Source organism: Serinicoccus kebangsaanensis (assembly GCF_008919445.1).
Classification (GTDB): Bacteria; Actinomycetota; Actinomycetes; order Actinomycetales; family Dermatophilaceae; genus Ornithinicoccus; species Ornithinicoccus kebangsaanensis.
This window is the reverse complement of record NZ_VSLG01000004.1, coordinates 296,734-312,770: the sequence shown is the minus strand read 5'-3', so window position 1 is coordinate 312,770 and position 16,037 is coordinate 296,734. Positions and strand designations below refer to the sequence as shown.

The following is a 16,037-nucleotide window of genomic DNA, read 5'->3' as shown; positions in this document are numbered from 1 at the left end:
CGATGCACGGGCCCGGCCACCCTACCCGCGGTGGCGTCGCCGGCCTAGATGATCAGGAGGCGCCCGTGGCGGGCCATCCGACCCACGGCCCGCCAGCTCAGGCGGGACCGGTCCTCGCCCGGCTCGAAGGGGTCGGCGCGCCAGCCGTGCAGCCAGCCCGACCACCACGACGCCAGCCCGTCCCGCTGCGCCGACCAGCGCACCAGCTGGATGCCCGTCCAGGTGCCCACGTAGGCCAGGTCCAGGGGCGTGGGTAGGTTGCGTCGCGCGAGCCAGACCCGGTTGCGGGCGTTCTTGAAGTAGTAGTCGGAGTGCCGGCGAGGGTCGATCACGGGGTGGCCGGTGCGCAGCGAGGGGACGTAGCGGACCCGGAAGCCGGCGGCCCACACCCGCCAGGCGAGCTCGATCCCCTCGTGGGCGTAGAAGAAGATCCCGGGCCACCCGCCGGCCGCCTCGAAGGCCTCACGGCGCAGAGCGACGGTCATCTCGACCACGCTGAAGACGTCGGCCTCGGTGTGCCGCTGGCGCGCCCCGAGCCGGGGGATCCAGCGGCCGGGGTGCCCGCCCTCGCTCACGTCCGGGTCCTCGATCAACGGTTGGACCAGGCCGACGTCGGGGTGGTCCCGCAGGTACTCCCCGGTGCGCAGCAGCACGTCGTCGTCGATCAGCCAGGCGTCGTCGTCGAGGAAGAAGAGGAACTCCCCCTCGACGTGCGGCACGCCGGCGTTCCGCCCGGCCGGGATGCCGATGTTGGTCGGGAGGGCGAGGGTCTTGACCCGCTCCGGCAGCCCGGTGGGGTTCCACGCGTTCCCGACCACGACGATGTCCAGATCCACGTCCCGCTGCCGCTGCAGCGAGTCCAGCCCTCGCTGCAGCTCCTCGGGCCGGCGGCCCTGGGTGAGCACCACGACACCGAAGCTGGGGCGGCTCATCGGCCCGCTCCCGCCCGGAGCCGTGGTGAGGCGAGGATCGCGGCCAGGTGACCCAGGGTGACGGGCACGATGAGCACCGCCATCGCGAGCACCTGCCACCGGGCGGCCGCGAGGTCGTCCCCGGCCAGCGCCCCGAGCACCGCCACCACCAGGGTGAGCAGGGTCATCTCGATCGAGTGGAAGATCCGGTGGAAGGGCAGCAGGCGGGCCGCCCGGCGCAGGACGCCCAGCAGGCTGGTCGCGGGCACGGCGCGCGCCTCCGCCGTGTCCGGGAGGCGACCCATCCCGGCGGCCGCCCGGGAGGCGTGCACCATCTCGTTCAGCGCCTTGTTGAGCAGCAGCCCGGCAGCCAGCGCCGCCCCGAGGAAGGCATACCTCCAGATCGTCGCGGCGTCCTGCTCCTGCCCGCCGACCACTCCGGCCGCCCGCAGGCCCAGCGCGAGCGCGATCGCCCCCTCGACGGTGTAGTGCCCCACCTTGTCCAGGAAGATGCCGACCGGGCCGGACATGCCCTTCCACCGCGCGACCTCGCCGTCCGAGCAGTCCAGCAGCATCTGCAGCTGGGCCAGCAGCGCACCGGCCAGGGCGCCCCACAGCCCGGGGACGAGCAGCGCACCGGCCGCCGCCCACCCGGCCACCATCATCAACCAGGTCACGCCGTTGGCGGTCACCGGAGTGGGGATGAGGAGCCGGGTCAGGTGCGGCGAGAGCCGCCGCAGGTAGAGGTCTCCGGTCCAGTGCTCCGCGTTGCCCCTGGCCAGGATCTCGGGTGGCTGGGCCACCGCGCGCACCTGAGCCAGCGAGGGCCGTGCGGGCCGGGGGCCGGTGGCGGCCGACGGGTCAGCCATGGACCACCTCTCGTCGCAGGACCCGGGTCTGCTGAACAGGAGGAGTCTAAAGGGTCAACCCTGGGTGGACGCTGCGGTTCCAGCCCGCGGCGGTGGTGGCTCAGTCCGGGGGTGCGACCGAGCTCTGCGCCGGCAGCTGGTCCTGCGGCACCAGGCCGACGGGGCAGGTGTAGCCGTTCGGGCCGTGGTTGCAGTAGCCCCACGGGTTCTTGTGGAGGTACTGCTGGTGCTCGTCCTCGGCGTAGTAGAACGGGCCGGCCTCCGAGGCCGGACGGAGCTCGGTGACGACCGGGCCGTGCCCGCCGGCCCTGAGCACCTCGCCGAAGGCCTGCGCCGTCGCCCGGGCGGCGCGCTCCTGCTCCTCGGTCGTCCAGTAGATCGCCGAGCGGTACTGCGTCCCGATGTCGTTGCCCTGCCGGTTCGCCGTGGTCGGGTCGTGGTTCTCCCAGAACGCCTTGAGCAGGGTCTCGGGGTCGGTGGCGCGACGGTCGTAGGCGACGAGCACGGCCTCGGTGTGCCCCGTGCGACCCGTGCAGACCTCGCGGTAGGTGGGGTTGGGCGTGCTGCCTCCCTGGTAGCCCGCGGCGGTGGTCACCACCCCGGGACTCTGCCAGAAGATGCGCTCCGCGCCCCAGAAGCAGCCCATCGCCACCGTCATCACCTCGGTGCCCTCGGGCCACGGCCCGTGCAGCGACGTGTCGAGGACGGCGTGGCGTTCCGGGATGCCGGGCAGGGGTGTGGCGCGGCCGGGGAGCGGGGCGTCGTGTCGCATCGCACCATTGTCCCACCCGGCCTGCCGGCCGGCCAGGGGTGGCGGCCCTCCCCGACGTGTGGCACCTTGCGGTGCATGACGGCGGCTGACTGGGTCCTCATCGTGATCCCGCTCGTGCTCATCCTCGTGGGGGGCGGGCTGCTGCTCTCCGGCCGGGCGGCGCACCGTGAGGCCATGCGGCTGCGGGGTGGCTTCGGCGGACCACCCGGCACCGCTGACATCGGGTCGCAGGAGGGCTTCGGCGCGGACCCGGAGCAGCACCGGCGTGCGCTGCTCGAGGCCCGGCGCCGGGTGCTCCGCGGCGGGGTGGTCGCGGCTGTGGGCGGGATCTGGCTGGTCGTCGCGGTGCTGGTGAGGACGCTGTGACGGGTCCACCACGGGTCGACAGGGTCGACTCGCGGCCGTTGGCGGGCTAGACTGGGCGGTCGATCCACGGTCCGGGCCTCAGAGGTGGCCCGGACCTTGTGTTTGGGGCGAGCCGCGAGGGCGGCACCCGGCGCACGATCGCCGGCCGCGGCTCGACGCCGCAGGCCACGCGAGACCACACGAGGAGAAAGCAGTGACTGAGACCGCAGCAGCCAGCTACCTGACGCAGGAGGCCTTCGACCGCCTGCAGGCCGAGCTGACCCAGCTCAAGGGCGAGGGGCGCTCGGAGATCAGCAAGCGCATCGAGGCCGCCCGCGAGGAGGGTGACCTCAAGGAGAACGGCGGCTACCACGCGGCCAAGGAGGAGCAGGGCAAGATGGAGGCCCGCATCCGCCAGCTCGAGCACCTGCTGCAGACGGCGGTCGTCGGCGCCGCTCCCGCCGAGGAGGGCGTGGTGCAGCAGGGGACGGTCGTCACCGTCGAGATGTTCGGCGACACCGAGACCTTCCTGCTGGGGTCGCGCGAGATCATCGACGACGACAGCGACCTGGACGTCTACAGCGAGCAGTCGCCGCTGGGCTCAGCGCTGCTGGGCGCCAAGGCGGGCGAGACGGTGAGCTACGAGGCCCCCAACGGCAAGACCGTCGAGGTCAAGATCGTCCAGGCCACGCCCTACCAGCCCTGACCGAGCACCCGGCCCGGCTCACCGGGCCACCGACGAGGCGTCCCGTCATCACTGGCGGGGCGCCTCGTCCGCATACCAGCACTCGTCGACGTAGCCGGTGATCGCCGGCGACGCGGTGCTGACGCCGGCCACGTGCCGGCTGGGGGAGGACTGGGCCGGGCCGATCTCCGCCTCGGTGCGACCCACCACCACGTGCGAGGCGGCCTGGGCCTCCAACCGGCAGACGACCGCACGCTGCGGGTCCCGGCGCAGGTCGAAGCGGACGTCCACCCGGGCGTCGGAGACCACCTGGAACCCGGTGTCGACCCAGTGGACCCGCCCGCGCGTCGCGGAGAGGCCCCAGACGACGGCCACCAGGCTCATGGCCACGACGGCGACGACGCCGATGACCCACCAGCGGCGCTGCCCGTGCCGGGCCCGCTCCGCGGCCTCCGCCTGCTCCTCCACGGCGTCCCAGTCCACCCGGCTGCGGCCGGCGGGCTCCGGGCGATCGGGATCGGCGCTGCGGGCGGTCACGTGTCGTCGCCTTCCGTGCGGGTGAGAGGATGGACGGGTGCCGTCAGCGGCACCATCACCATTGTCCGGCACGCGCCGGTCGGCCGTGACGCCGACCCGGGCCGGCACCGACGCGGAAGGAACGGCGATGGCCAGCACGGGCCACGGGTTGCGCCTCATGGCGGTGCACGCCCATCCCGACGACGAGTCCAGCAAGGGGGCGGCGACGACCGCCCACTACGTGGCGCAGGGCGTCGACGTGCGCGTGGTCTCGTGCACCGGCGGGGAGCGGGGCGACGTCCTCAACGAGAAGCTCAAGGACGACCCGCACATCGTCCGGGACATCGCCCAGGTCCGGCGGGACGAGATGGCCCGCGCGGCGCAGATCCTGGGTGTGAGCCACACCTGGCTCGGCTTCGTCGACAGCGGTCTGCCGGAGGGCGACCCGCTGCCGCCCCTGCCGGAGGGGTGCTTCGCGCTGGAGCCGGTCGAGGTCACGGCCGAGGCACTGGTCCGGGTCATCCGGGAGTTCCGGCCGCACGTCCTCATCACCTATGACGAGAACGGCGGCTACCCGCACCCTGACCACGTCATGACGCACACCGTGACGATGGCGGCCTTCGAGGCCGCCGGCGACCCGGAGGCCTACCCGCACGCGGGCGAGCCCTGGCAGCCGGTCAAGGTGTACTACACCGGCTGGGACCCGGAGCGGATGGTCCGGCTGGACGACGCGATGGTGGCCGCCGGGCACGAACCGCCCTTCGCCGACTGGCGGGCGCACCTGACCCGTCGGCCGCGTCGGGTCCTCACGACCCGGGTGCCGTGCGGCGACCACTTCTCCGTGCGGGACGACGCGCTGCGGGCGCACGCGACCCAGGTGGACCCGGACGGGCCGTGGTTCCGCGTGCCGCTGGAGATCCAGCAGCAGGTCTGGCCGGTGGAGGACTACGAGCTGGCCCGGTCCCTGGTCCCCGTCGACCTGCCCGAGGACGACCTGTTCGCCGGGCTGCGGGAGCTCGAGGTCGACGACCTCGAGGCCCTGGGCCGGAAGGTCCACGCCCGGGACGCGTTGGGAGCCCTGGTCCTGGACCACGTGGGCGAGCCCCCGCTGCCGCCGCTGGAGCCCGAGGACGAGACCGGGACCGACGACGACGCCGACGGTGACGGGGTGGACGACGTGCGGCGTGAGGAAGGGCACGAGCAGTGAACCAGACCGGGGTCGAGATCACCGCCGGCCTCGGCGGCTTCCTCGTGCTCTTCGGGCTAGCCCTGGCGGTGTGGTTCCTCGGCCGCGACCTCACGCGCCGGCTGCGGCGGATGCGCCTGGCCGAGGAGGCGCGGCTGCGGGAGGAGCGGCGGACCGGTCAGGACGACGACACCGGCGGCGACGAGACCGACCCCATCGGCTGACGGAGGTCAGGCCGCCGGGACGTCGCCCGTGGTCAGGCTGAGGTATGCCGCCAGCCAGTGGGCGGCGAAGGCGGCGATGGTGAAGGCGTGGAAGACCTCGTGGAAGCCGAACCAGCGCGGTGAGGGGTTGGGCCGGCGGAGGGCGTAGACCACCGCCCCCAGGGTGTAGCAGAGGCCGCCCAGGCCGATGAGCCCGACGATCACCGGGCCCCCGCTGCGCCACATCGGGACCAGGAAGAAGATCGCCACCCAGCCCAGGGCGATGTAGACACCGGTGTAGAGCCATCGTGGTGCACCGATCCAGAACACCCGGAACAGCACTCCGGCGAGCGCGCCGGACCAGACCACCCAGAGCAGCAGGCGGGTCTGTCCGGGGGGGAGCAGCAGCACCGCGAAGGGGGTGTAGGTGCCGGCGATGATGAGGAAGATGTTGGCGTGGTCCCACCGCTTGAGGACGCGGGCCACCCGCGGGCTCCACCGCCCGCGGTGGTAGAGGGCGGAGGTCCCGAAGAGGAGGACGGCGGTGATCGCGAAGACCAGCGCCGCCACGCCCGCCGACGCGGACGAGGGAGTAGCCAGGGCCACGAGCAGTGCCCCGGAGGCCACGGCGACCGGCACCATCCCGAGGTGCAGCCACCCGCGCAGGTGCGGTTTGACCTGGTCGACGAGCGACCCCACGGCGCCACGGTCCTGGTGCTGCTCGGCTGTGCTCGACATGCTCCCAGCCTAACTTACGCAACCGTAGGTTACGAAACCGTAGGTTGCTCTGGGGGCCGCACTGCGGCCCCGGGGTCGCAGCAGCCGTCCAGCCGGGGCCGGTAGGTTGGAAACCATGCCGACGCCGCGGGACCTGGTCTATCGGGCCTACAACTCCTCCCTGCGCCGGCACCTGCCCACGGAGCGCCTGCCCCGGCACATCGGGGTGATGCTCGACGGCAACCGGAGGTGGGCCCGGCTGCGGGGCGCGGAGACCGCGGACGGTCACCGAGCGGGTGCGGAGAACATCGCGCCGTTCCTGGGCTGGTGCGAGGAGGCGCGGGTCGAGGTGGTCACGCTGTGGCTGCTGTCGACCGACAACCTGAACCGGGCGGCCGGGGAGCTGGAGCCGTTGCTCGCCATCATCGAGGGTGTGGTGGAGCAGCTGGCCGCCACCGGCCGGTGGCGGGTGCGCGTGGTGGGGGCGCTGGACCTGCTCCCGGAGCCGACGGCCACCCGCCTCACCGAGGCCGCCGCCCTGACGGACGAGGTCGACGCCATGGTCGTCAACGTGGCCATCGGCTACGGCGGCCGGCGCGAGATCGCCGACGCCGTGCGGTCGCTGCTGCGCGACGCCGCCGCGGCCGGATCCACCCTGGACGAGGTGGCCAGCACGGTCACGGTCGAGGACATCGCCGGCCACCTCTACACCCGGGGTCTCCCGGACCCGGACCTGGTCATCCGGACCTCGGGCGAGCAGCGGCTCGGCGGCTTCCTGCTGTGGCAGAGCGCGCACAGCGAGTTCTACTTCTGCGAGGCCTTCTGGCCCGACTTCCGCAAGGTGGACTTCCTGCGCGCCCTCCGTGCCTATGCCGAGCGGGAGCGCAGGTTCGGCAGCTGAGCGACACGCCGCCCGGCCAGCCGTCGCCGGGGCGACGCGCGGCATACCGTCGATGCAGGCGCGGGGCAGCCGGGCTCCGACGCGTGTCACCCTGGGAGTCAGCATGAGTGAGAGCCGCACCGTCTCGACCACCGACCTGCTGGACGACACCGACGTCACGCCCTTCGGCGCGCTGCCGGAGACCGGCCGCAAGACGTATGTCCTGGACACCTCGGTGCTGCTGTCCGACCCTCGGGCGCTGCTGCGCTTCGCGGAGCACGAGGTGGTCCTCCCGGTCGTGGTCATCACCGAGCTCGAGGCCAAGCGGCACCACCCCGAGCTGGGCTACTTCGCCCGCCAGGCGCTCCGGATGCTGGACGACATGCGGGTGGCGCACGGCACGCTCAGCGAGCCGGTGCCCGTCGGTGGTGCCGGTGGCAGCGTGCGCGTCGAGCTCAACCACACGGACCCGACGGCGCTCCCGGCCGGATTCCGCCTCGCCGACAACGACAGCCGGATCCTCGCGGTGGCGGCCAACCTCTCGGGCGAGGGCCACGACGTGACCGTCGTCAGCAAGGACCTGCCGATGCGCGTCAAGGCCTCCGCGGTGGGCCTGGACGCGGAGGAGTACCGCGCCGAGCTCGCGGTGGACAGCGGCTGGACCGGCATGTCGGAGATCGAGGTCGACGACGAGCAGATGCGCGAGCTCTACGACAGCGGGCGGCTCGAGCACCCTGGTGCCGCCGAGCTGCGCACGCACACCGGGCTCACCGTCCTGGGCGCGTCCGGCAGTGCGCTCGGTCGCGTGTCGCCCGACGGGTCCATCAAGCTCGTGCGTGGGGACCGGGACGCCTTCGGTCTGCACGGCCGCTCGGCGGAGCAGCGCATCGCGCTCGACCTGCTGCTGGACCCGGACGTGGGGATCATCAGCCTCGGTGGGCGCGCCGGCACCGGCAAGAGCGCGCTGGCGCTGTGCGCCGGCCTCGAGGCCGTGATGGAGCGGCGGCAGCACCGCAAGGTCATCGTCTTCCGGCCCCTCTACGCCGTCGGCGGGCAGGAGCTCGGCTACCTCCCCGGGAGCGAGAACGACAAGATGGGGCCGTGGGCCCAGGCGGTCTTCGACACCCTGGGCGCGGTGGTCTCCAAGGAGGTCGTCGAGGAGATCCTGGACCGGGACATGCTCGAGGTGCTGCCGCTGACCCACATCCGCGGGCGGTCGTTGCACGACGCCTTCGTCATCGTCGACGAGGCGCAGAGCCTGGAGCGCAACGTGCTCCTCACCGTGCTGTCGCGCATCGGTCAGAGCTCGCGGGTGGTCCTCACCCACGACGTGGCGCAGCGGGACAACCTGCGGGTCGGCAGGCACGACGGCGTGGCGGCCGTGATCGAGGCCCTGAAGGGTCATCCCCTCTTCGCCCACGTCACGCTTCACCGCAGCGAGCGGAGCCCGATCGCTGCGTTGGTGACGGAGATGCTGGAGGGGCCGGACACACTCCTGTGACTGCTGGGACGTGAGATACAGTCCCTCCTGTCACACGCGTCTCAGCATGGTGTGACCTTCGCCACGTCTGCCGCTCTGGGTTTGACGTAGGGCCGCTCTGCCCGGCACCGTGGAACCGTTACATCACATTTCGGTAACGCCGCGCGGCTCCTCGTCTCCCTGGACCGTCCCTCACGAGGACCCCGCACCGTCAGCGAGACGCGGCGTGCCATCCGAGTGAGGAAGATCTGTCCCATGAGCCCTGCCCCCACGACCGATGACCAGCAGGCCCGCCACGCGCGCGGCCGCCGGATGAGCCCCGCCGCCATGGCGGTCACCGCCTCGATCGCCGCGGGTTCCCTCGGCCTGGCCACCTACGCCGCCACCGCCGGCTCCGGCGCCCCGCAGGCGGACGCGCCGAACGAGGCGCTGCGCGCCTCGGTCGGCCAGTTCTCGCCGACCGTCGCCGCCGACGCCGTCGCCGCCCTCAGCGACGCTGCCGCGAACGAGTCCTCCGGCATGTTCGCCGAGGTGCGGCAGATGCGCGAGGACCAGGCCGCTGCGCTGGGCCTGTCGACGGGGATGCGTGACCGCAGCCTCTCCACCGTCCAGGACGCCGCCGACGCGGTCGCCCAGGAGCGTGCCGAGAAGCGTCGCGCCGAGGCCGAGAAGGCCGCCCGGGAAGCCGCCGAGCGGGCCGCCGCCGAGCAGGCTGCCGCCGACGCCGCAGCCGCCGAGCAGGCTGCCGCCGACGCCGCGGCCGCCGAGCAGGCCGCTGCCGAGCGCGCCGCCGAGCAGGAGCAGGCCGCCTCCCGTGACCAGGCGCGCCAGGCGGTGCAGCCGCAGCCCGAGCCGGCCGCGCAGCCGGTCTACTCCGGCGACTCCCGCTCCATCGCGCAGTCGATGCTGGGCAGCTACGGCTGGGGGATGGACCAGTGGGGCTGCCTGGACTCGCTGTGGCAGAAGGAGTCCGGCTGGAACCACACGGCGATGAACCCGAGCTCGGGCGCCTACGGCATCCCGCAGTCCCTGCCCGGCAGCAAGATGGCCTCCGCCGGGGCGGACTGGCAGACCAACCCTGCCACCCAGATCCAGTGGGGCCTCGGATACATCTCCGGCCGCTACGGCTCGCCGTGCGCCGCCTGGGCCCACTCCCAGGCCGTGAACTGGTACTGAGCCGAGCCCTTCGGCATACCTGACATCACCCCCGGTCGCGTCGCGGCCGGGGGTTTGTCACACTTTCGGCCGTGAGCACCGACATCCGGGGCGAGGGCGCCCGCCAGGTCGCCGACCACCCGTGGCTCGAGAGACTCGCCCGTGTGGGCTTCGCCGCCAGCGGGCTGATCCACCTCGTCCTCGGATGGATCGCGGGACGGGTGGCGTTCGGCAGCGGGGGCGAGGCGGACACCAGCGGCGCGATCGCGACGGTGCGCGAGGCCCCCGCGGGCCCGGTCCTGCTGTGGGTCTGCGTGGTCGGGTTCCTCGCGCTCGCCCTGTTCCAGCTGCTGGACGGGCTGCTCGGCGGCGGCGGTGCCGGGGACCGGGTGAAGGCGGTCGGCAAGGGGGTGCTGTATGCCGCGCTGGGGGTGATCTCGAGCCGGTTCGCCACCGGCGGTGGCAGCTCCGGCGGACAGGAGTCCAGCGCCGACGTCACCGGGCGGCTGATGGAGGTGCCCGGCGGGCGGATCCTGGTCGGCGTCGTGGCTCTCGCCGTCATCGGTGTCGCCGTCTACCACGTCTACAAGGGTCTGGCCCAGACCTTCCTCGACGACCTGTCCGGCGGCGTGCGCGGAGAGCTCGCGCGGTGGGTGAAGGTGGCCGGGACGGTCGGGTATGCGGCGAAAGGCCTGGCGCTGGTGGTCGTCGGCTCACTCTTCGGCCTCGCGGCGTGGCAGGCCGACCCGGACGAGGCGCAGGGCATGGACGGTGCCCTGAAGGCCCTCGCCGGCCAGCCCTTCGGCACCGTGCTCCTGCTCGTCGTCGCGGTCGGCCTGGCGCTCTACGGCCTCTACAGCTTCGCCCGCGCCCGGTATGCCCGGATGGACTGAGCGCCGGGTGTGAGCAGCGACGTGCACCACGGCGCTGCTCGCCGCCGTTGCGCGAGAGGTATGCCTGTGGTGCACGTCCGACGGTGCATGGCCTCGCTCAGAGGCGGCGCAGCCGGACGCGGTCGACGCTGTGGTCGGCGCCCTTGAGCAGCACGAGGGTGGCCCTGCTGCGGGTGGGCAGGATGTTCTCGACCAGGTTCGGGGCGTTGATGGTGTCCCAGATGTTGCCGGCGATGTCGACGGCCGCGTCGTCGGTGAGCGAGGCATACCGGTGGAAGTGGGACTCGGGGTCGGCGAAGGCGGTCTGCCGCAGCTCGAGGAAGCGGTCGACGTACCACCGCTTGATGTCGCCGACGTGGGCGTCGACGTAGACGGAGAAGTCGAAGAAGTCGCTGACGGCGAGCCCGGCCCCGCCCTTCTCCTGGGAGCGCGGTGGTTGCAGCACGTTCAGACCCTCGACGATGAGCACGTCCGGTCGCTGCACCACGATGTGCTCGTCCGGGACGATGTCGTAGACGAGGTGGCTGTAGACCGGCGCCCGCACCTCGGCCTTGCCCGCCTTGACCTCGCTCACGAAGCGCAGCAGCGCCCGCCGGTCGTAGGACTCGGGGAACCCCTTGCGCGGCATCAGGTGACGTCGCTCCAGCACCTCGTTCGGGAAGAGGAACCCGTCCGTCGTGACCAGGTCGACCTTCGGCGCCCCCTCCCAGCGCGAGATCAGCTCGCGGAGGATGCGCGCCGTGGTGGACTTCCCGACGGCGACCGAGCCGGCCACGCCGATGACGAAGGGGGTGCGCTCGTGACCCTCGTCGAGGAAGTCGCTGGTCACCTGGTGCAGCCGCCCGGTCGCCCGCTCGTAGAAGGAGAGCAGTCGGCTGATCGGCAGGTAGACCTGCTCGACCTCGGCGATGTCCAGCCGCTCCCCGAGGCCTCGCAGCCGTTCGACGTCGGCGGCGTCCAGCTCCATCGGGTGCTCTTCGCGCAGCCGTGCCCAGTCGCCGCGGTCCAGCTCCACGTAGGGAGAGGGGATGGCGGCGTTGCCGTGGGATCCCATGCGGGCATTGTGCCAAGCGCGGCGGCAGGGCGGCCACGCGTGCACCCGCGCGGCGTGCCGCGGCCGCAGGGTTCGAGGTCGGTCCGGCGCCCACGTAGTCTTGTCCCCATGTGTGGAATCGTCGGCTATGTCGGTCCCGTGACCAGCGACAAGGCGCTGGGTGTCGTGATGGAGGGGCTGGGCCGGCTGGAGTACCGCGGCTACGACTCGGCGGGGATCGCCGTGGTCGAGGAGGGTGCCGTGCAGACGCGCAAGCGGGCCGGCAAGCTGAGCAACCTGGAGCAGGCCCTGGCCGACGCACCGCTCCCGGAGACGGCGACCGCGATCGGGCACACCCGGTGGGCCACCCACGGCGGCCCGACCGACGCCAACGCCCACCCGCACCGCGGCGGGAACGCGGGCAAGCTCGCCCTGGTGCACAACGGGATCATCGAGAACTTCCACGCCCTCAAGAGCGGGCTGCTGGAGGAGGGCGTCGCCTTCACCTCCGAGACCGACACCGAGGTGGTCGCCCACCTCGTCGAGCAGGCCTTCGGCCGGCACGGTGACCTGACCGAGGCGATGCGCGAGGTGGTCGGCACCCTCGACGGGGCGTTCACCCTGCTGGCCGTCCACGCGGACCAGCGCGACGTGGTGGTCGGTGCCCGCCGCAACAGCCCTCTGGTCGTGGGGCTCGGGGAGGGGGAGAACTACCTCGGCTCGGACGTGGCGGCCTTCATCGGCCACACCCGCCAGGCGCTGGAGCTCGGTCAGGACCAGATCGTGACGATCACCCCGGACAGCTACACCGTCATCAACTTCGACGGCTCGCCCAGCGACGGCAAGGCCTACGAGGTGACCTGGGACGCCGCTGCCGCCGAGAAGGGTGGCTACGACACCTTCATGGAGAAGGAGATCCACGACCAGCCGCACGCCGTCGCCGACACCCTCCTCGGGCGCACGGACGCCGAGGGCAACCTCATGCTGGACGAGCTGCACATCCCGGTCGAGGAGCTCCGGGCGGTGGACAAGATCGTCATCGTGGCCTGCGGCACTGCCTCGTACGCCGGGATGGTGGCCAAGTACGCCATCGAGCGGTGGACCCGGATCCCGGTGGAGGTCGAGCTGGCGCACGAGTTCCGCTACCGCGACCCGGTCATCGACTCCCGCACCCTGGTGGTGTCGATCTCCCAGTCCGGCGAGACGATGGACACCCTGATGGCGGTGCGGCACGCCAAGGAGCTGGGCGCCAAGACCGTCTCCATCTGCAACACCCACGGCTCGACCATCCCCCGCGAGTCCGACGCCGTCCTCTACACGCACGCCGGCCCCGAGATCGCGGTCGCCTCGACCAAGGCCTTCCTCGCCCAGATCACGGCCTCCTACGTGCTCGGTCTCTACCTCACCTCCCTGCGCGGCGAGTCCTACGGGCGCAGCGCCGCGGAGGTCATGGCCGAGCTGCACGGCATACCGGACAAGATCGAGCAGCTGCTGGGCACCATGGACCGGGTGCAGGAGATCGCCTACTTCATGGCCGACTCCCGCTCGGTGCTCTTCCTCGGCCGGCACGTCGGCTACCCGATCGCGATGGAGGGTGCGCTCAAGCTCAAGGAGCTCGCCTACATCCACGCCGAGGGATTCGCCGCGGGGGAGCTCAAGCACGGCCCGATCGCCCTGATCGAGCCCGGGCAGCCGGTCTTCATCGTCGTGCCCTCGCCCGACAGCGAGCACGGGTTGCACGGCAAGATCGTCTCCAACATCCAGGAGATCCGCGCCCGGGGCGCCCGCACCCTCGTCATCGCCGAGGAGGGCGACGAGGACGTCGTCCCCTTCGCCGACGAGGTCATCCGGGTCCCTAAGACCTCGCCGCTCCTGGCCCCGCTGCTGACGGTCGTCCCGCTGCAGGTCTTCGCCCTGCACCTGTCGACCGCCAAGGGCCTGGACGTGGACCAGCCGCGCAACCTGGCGAAGTCGGTCACGGTCGAGTAGGGCGAGGGCAGACGCATGCACGAGGGCGCGGTCCGGTGATCGTCGGGGTGGGGATCGACGTCGTCGACATCGCGCGCTTCGCCGCCCGGATCGAGGCCAACGCCCGGCTCGGCGAGCGCCTGTTCACCACCGAGGAGCTGGGGCTGCGCCCGGAGTCGATGGCGGCCCGCTTCGCCGCCAAGGAGGCGCTGGCCAAGGCGCTGGGTGCACCTGTAGGGCTGCGCTGGACCGATGCGTGGGTGGAGCGGGACGAGAGCGGGCGGCCGCACCTGCGGATCCAGGGGACCGTCCGGGACCGCGCCGAGGCGCTCGGCGTGCGCCATCTGCACGTCTCGCTGTCCCACGACGCCGGCGTCGCGTCGGCCGTGGTGATCGCCGAGGCGGGTCCGTCCGACGAGGTCGAGGGAGACTGACATGCACCAGGCGTATGCCATCGCCGACGTCCGCGAGGCCGAGGAGCAGGTCCGTGCCGGGGTGCCCGACGGCGAGCTGATGCGTCGGGCCGCGGGCGGACTGGCCGAGGTGGTGGTCGAGAGGTGCCGGGAGCGGCAGCTGGAGCGGGTCGTCGTGCTGGCCGGGCCGGGCGACAACGGCGGTGACGCGCTGCACGCCGCCGCGCTGCTGGCCTCGGAGCAGCAGCTCGTGGTCGAGGTCGTGGGGGTGGCGCGCGAGCTGCACGCCACCGGACTGGCCTCCTGCGGCGAGTCGGGGGTGCGGGTCCACCGGCTGGTCCCCGACGCGGACGAGGTGCCGGAGGTGGTGCGCGACCGGCTCGGCGCCGCACAGCTGGTCGTCGACGGGTTGCTCGGGATCGGTGGGCGGGCCGGGCTGACGGGCGCCATGAGCGACGTCGCCGCGATGGTGCCGGACACGGCATACCTGCTCAGCGTCGACCTCCCCAGCGGGGCGGACCCCACCGGGGAGCAGCCGCTGGGGGCCGAGGACGGCGTCACGGCGCTCTACGCCGACGAGACGGTGACCTTCGGCGTGCTGAAGCCGGTGCACCTGCTGCCGCAGACCGAGGTGGCCGTCGGCAGGCTGACCCGCGTGGACATCGGGGTGGAGGTGGCTGCGACGCCCGCCGTCGAGCGGCTGCAGCCGGAGGACGTCATCGGGAGGTGGCCGGTGCCCGCGGCCTCCGACGACAAGTACCGCCGTGGGGTGCTCGGGGTCATCGCGGGGAGCGTCGACTACCCCGGTGCAGCGGTGCTGTGCACCACCGCTGCGCTGGAGGCGGGTGTCGGGATGGTGCGCTATCTCGGACCGGACCCGGTGCGGGACCTCGTGCTGGCGTCCTCGCCCGAGGTGGTGCCCGGGCAGGGGAGGATCCAGGCCATGGTGATGGGCCCCGGCGTCCCCCTCCAGGACGGGGAGACGGCCGACCGGCGGCAGATCCAGTGGTTCCGCCAGGCGCTGGCCAGCGAGGTGCCGCTGGTGGTGGACGCGGGCGCGCTGCAGCTCCTGGCGCAGTGGCAGCGCACGGGGCACCTCCGCTGCGAGGCGCCGACGCTGCTCACACCGCACGCCGGGGAGCTGGCCGGGCTGCTGACCGAGCTGCGCCAGGAGCAGGTGACCCGCGAGCAGGTCGAGGCCGACCCGGTCCGGCACGCCCGGCGGGCGGCGCGCACCACCGGAGCGGTGGTGCTGCTCAAGGGGGCCACCACGGTGATCGCCGACCCCGACCCGCAGGTGCCCGTCCGCACCCAGGCCGATGCTCCGACGTGGCTCGCGACCGCCGGGTCGGGCGATGTCCTGGCGGGCCTGTGCGGCGCGCTGATGGCGGCCGGTGTCGAGCCGCGGGAGGCGGCCTCGCTCGGCGCGCTCGTCCACGGCCTGGCGGGCCACCGGGCGAACCCGGGAGGGCCGGTCCGGGCCAGCGCGGTGGCGCGGGCGATCCCGGGCGTGGTCAGCGAGCTGCTGGGTCGGTGACGGCGGGCTCGCCGACGCAGCGGGGGCATCTGACCGAGAGCGCCGAGTGGCCCAGGCGCGGTTCGAAGCCGTTGTCACGGAGGTAGTCGGCCACCGGCTCCACCACCTCGGCCGGGAGGTCGATCACCGTGGCGCAGGTCGAGCACGCCGCGTGCACGTGCGGGCTCCCCGTCACCTGCGCGGAGAGGTGGAAGCCCGGCTCCCCGTGATCCACGTGGACATGGCTCAGCGCCCCGATGGCGCACAGGCTCTCCAGGGCGCGGTAGGTCGTGGACAGGTGCGGTGCTCCCTCGCCGCCCAGCGCGGCGTGGATCTGCGCCGCGGTCGGGTGCCCGCCCAGGTGCACCACGGTGCGCAGGATGTGCTCGCGGGGTCGGGTCACCCGGCCACCGCTCTCCCGGACCATGGCCAGGGCCCGGCCCACCAATTCCTCCTGCCGCACCGGTCCAGTGTGCCCGACAGGCGTGTGCGCCG

The 16,037-nt window shown here is 72.9% G+C and carries 18 protein-coding genes; 11 read left to right on the top strand and 7 right to left on the bottom strand.

Annotated elements, in window-relative coordinates:
* Positions 1-44: 44 nt before the first annotated feature.
* From FXF60_RS07160 to msrA, 3 genes are all read right to left on the bottom strand, one after another.
* Complete coding sequence (locus FXF60_RS07160) at positions 45-932, bottom strand: glycosyltransferase family 2 protein (RefSeq protein WP_151524922.1); 888 nt, start codon at positions 930-932, stop codon at positions 45-47.
* Positions 929-1,780, bottom strand: coding sequence for a CDP-alcohol phosphatidyltransferase family protein (locus FXF60_RS07155; protein WP_151524920.1), 852 nt, complete (start codon positions 1,778-1,780; stop codon positions 929-931). The genes FXF60_RS07160 and FXF60_RS07155 overlap by 4 nt, the downstream gene beginning before the upstream one ends.
* Before the next feature lie 100 nt (positions 1,781-1,880).
* Positions 1,881-2,552 (bottom strand): peptide-methionine (S)-S-oxide reductase MsrA, encoded by a 672-nt coding sequence (gene msrA, locus FXF60_RS07150; protein WP_151524918.1) that lies wholly within the window; start codon positions 2,550-2,552, stop codon positions 1,881-1,883.
* Positions 2,553-2,627: 75 nt separating this feature from the next.
* Here msrA and FXF60_RS07145 point away from each other — a divergent pair, with 75 nt between their 5' ends.
* A complete protein-coding gene (locus tag FXF60_RS07145) occupies positions 2,628-2,918 on the top strand; it encodes a hypothetical protein (protein WP_151524916.1) in 291 nt (96 codons plus the stop codon).
* Positions 2,919-3,111: 193 nt separating this feature from the next.
* Positions 3,112-3,603 (top strand): transcription elongation factor GreA, encoded by a 492-nt coding sequence (gene greA / locus FXF60_RS07140; protein WP_151524914.1) that lies wholly within the window; start codon positions 3,112-3,114, stop codon positions 3,601-3,603.
* Positions 3,604-3,651: 48 nt separating this feature from the next.
* Here greA and FXF60_RS07135 read toward each other — a convergent pair whose 3' ends face one another.
* Complete coding sequence (locus tag FXF60_RS07135; RefSeq protein ID WP_151524912.1) at positions 3,652-4,119, bottom strand: DUF4307 domain-containing protein; 468 nt, start codon at positions 4,117-4,119, stop codon at positions 3,652-3,654.
* Between the two features lie 127 nt (positions 4,120-4,246).
* On the opposite strand from FXF60_RS07135, the gene mca reads away from it, so the two are divergent.
* Together mca and FXF60_RS07125 are read left to right on the top strand one after the other, a co-directional pair.
* On the top strand, positions 4,247-5,305 hold the full coding sequence (gene mca / locus FXF60_RS07130; RefSeq protein WP_151524910.1) for a mycothiol conjugate amidase Mca: 1,059 nt from the start codon (positions 4,247-4,249) through the stop codon (positions 5,303-5,305).
* Complete coding sequence (locus tag FXF60_RS07125; RefSeq protein WP_151524908.1) at positions 5,302-5,508, top strand: hypothetical protein; 207 nt, start codon at positions 5,302-5,304, stop codon at positions 5,506-5,508. Before mca ends, FXF60_RS07125 begins: the two co-directional genes overlap by 4 nt.
* A 6-nt stretch (positions 5,509-5,514) precedes the next feature.
* On the opposite strand, the gene trhA is transcribed toward FXF60_RS07125, so the two are convergent.
* A complete protein-coding gene (gene trhA / locus FXF60_RS07120) occupies positions 5,515-6,225 on the bottom strand; it encodes a PAQR family membrane homeostasis protein TrhA (RefSeq protein WP_151524906.1) in 711 nt (236 codons plus the stop codon).
* Positions 6,226-6,340: 115 nt separating this feature from the next.
* Here trhA and FXF60_RS07115 point away from each other — a divergent pair, with 115 nt between their 5' ends.
* From FXF60_RS07115 to FXF60_RS07100, 4 genes are all read left to right on the top strand, one after another.
* Positions 6,341-7,105 (top strand): isoprenyl transferase, encoded by a 765-nt coding sequence (locus FXF60_RS07115; protein WP_151524904.1) that lies wholly within the window; start codon positions 6,341-6,343, stop codon positions 7,103-7,105.
* A 103-nt stretch (positions 7,106-7,208) separates the two neighbouring features.
* Positions 7,209-8,585 (top strand): RNA 5'-3' helicase PhoH2, encoded by a 1,377-nt coding sequence (gene phoH2 / locus FXF60_RS07110; RefSeq protein WP_238335746.1) that lies wholly within the window; start codon positions 7,209-7,211, stop codon positions 8,583-8,585.
* 234 nt (positions 8,586-8,819) lie between these two features.
* Entirely contained in the window at positions 8,820-9,740 is a 921-nt protein-coding gene (locus FXF60_RS07105; protein WP_238335745.1) for an aggregation-promoting factor C-terminal-like domain-containing protein, read from the top strand.
* A gap of 71 nt (positions 9,741-9,811) precedes the next feature.
* Positions 9,812-10,612, top strand: coding sequence for a DUF1206 domain-containing protein (locus FXF60_RS07100; RefSeq protein ID WP_151524902.1), 801 nt, complete (start codon positions 9,812-9,814; stop codon positions 10,610-10,612).
* 97 nt (positions 10,613-10,709) lie between these two features.
* Here the strand turns inward: FXF60_RS07100 and coaA are convergent, their stop codons facing one another.
* Entirely contained in the window at positions 10,710-11,666 is a 957-nt protein-coding gene (gene coaA, locus FXF60_RS07095) for a type I pantothenate kinase (protein ID WP_151524900.1), read from the bottom strand.
* A gap of 108 nt (positions 11,667-11,774) precedes the next feature.
* On the opposite strand from coaA, the gene glmS reads away from it, so the two are divergent.
* Genes glmS through FXF60_RS07080 form a run of 3 tightly spaced genes read left to right on the top strand, consistent with a single transcriptional unit; the run spans position 11,775 to position 15,563 of the window.
* Positions 11,775-13,634, top strand: a complete 1,860-nt coding sequence (gene glmS / locus FXF60_RS07090) for a glutamine--fructose-6-phosphate transaminase (isomerizing) (protein WP_151524898.1) — start codon at positions 11,775-11,777, stop codon at positions 13,632-13,634.
* A 35-nt stretch (positions 13,635-13,669) separates the two neighbouring features.
* Positions 13,670-14,047: a holo-ACP synthase gene (locus FXF60_RS07085; protein ID WP_151524896.1), complete on the top strand. Its 378-nt coding sequence runs from the start codon at positions 13,670-13,672 to the stop codon at positions 14,045-14,047.
* A gap of 1 nt (position 14,048) precedes the next feature.
* On the top strand, positions 14,049-15,563 hold the full coding sequence (locus FXF60_RS07080) for an NAD(P)H-hydrate dehydratase (protein WP_151524894.1): 1,515 nt from the start codon (positions 14,049-14,051) through the stop codon (positions 15,561-15,563).
* On the opposite strand, the gene FXF60_RS07075 is transcribed toward FXF60_RS07080, so the two are convergent.
* Positions 15,541-16,005 carry a Fur family transcriptional regulator gene (locus tag FXF60_RS07075; protein WP_151524892.1) on the bottom strand — a complete coding sequence of 155 codons (465 nt, stop codon included), beginning with the start codon at positions 16,003-16,005 and terminating at the stop codon, positions 15,541-15,543. The genes FXF60_RS07080 and FXF60_RS07075 overlap by 23 nt on opposite strands.
* Positions 16,006-16,037 lie beyond the last annotated feature (32 nt).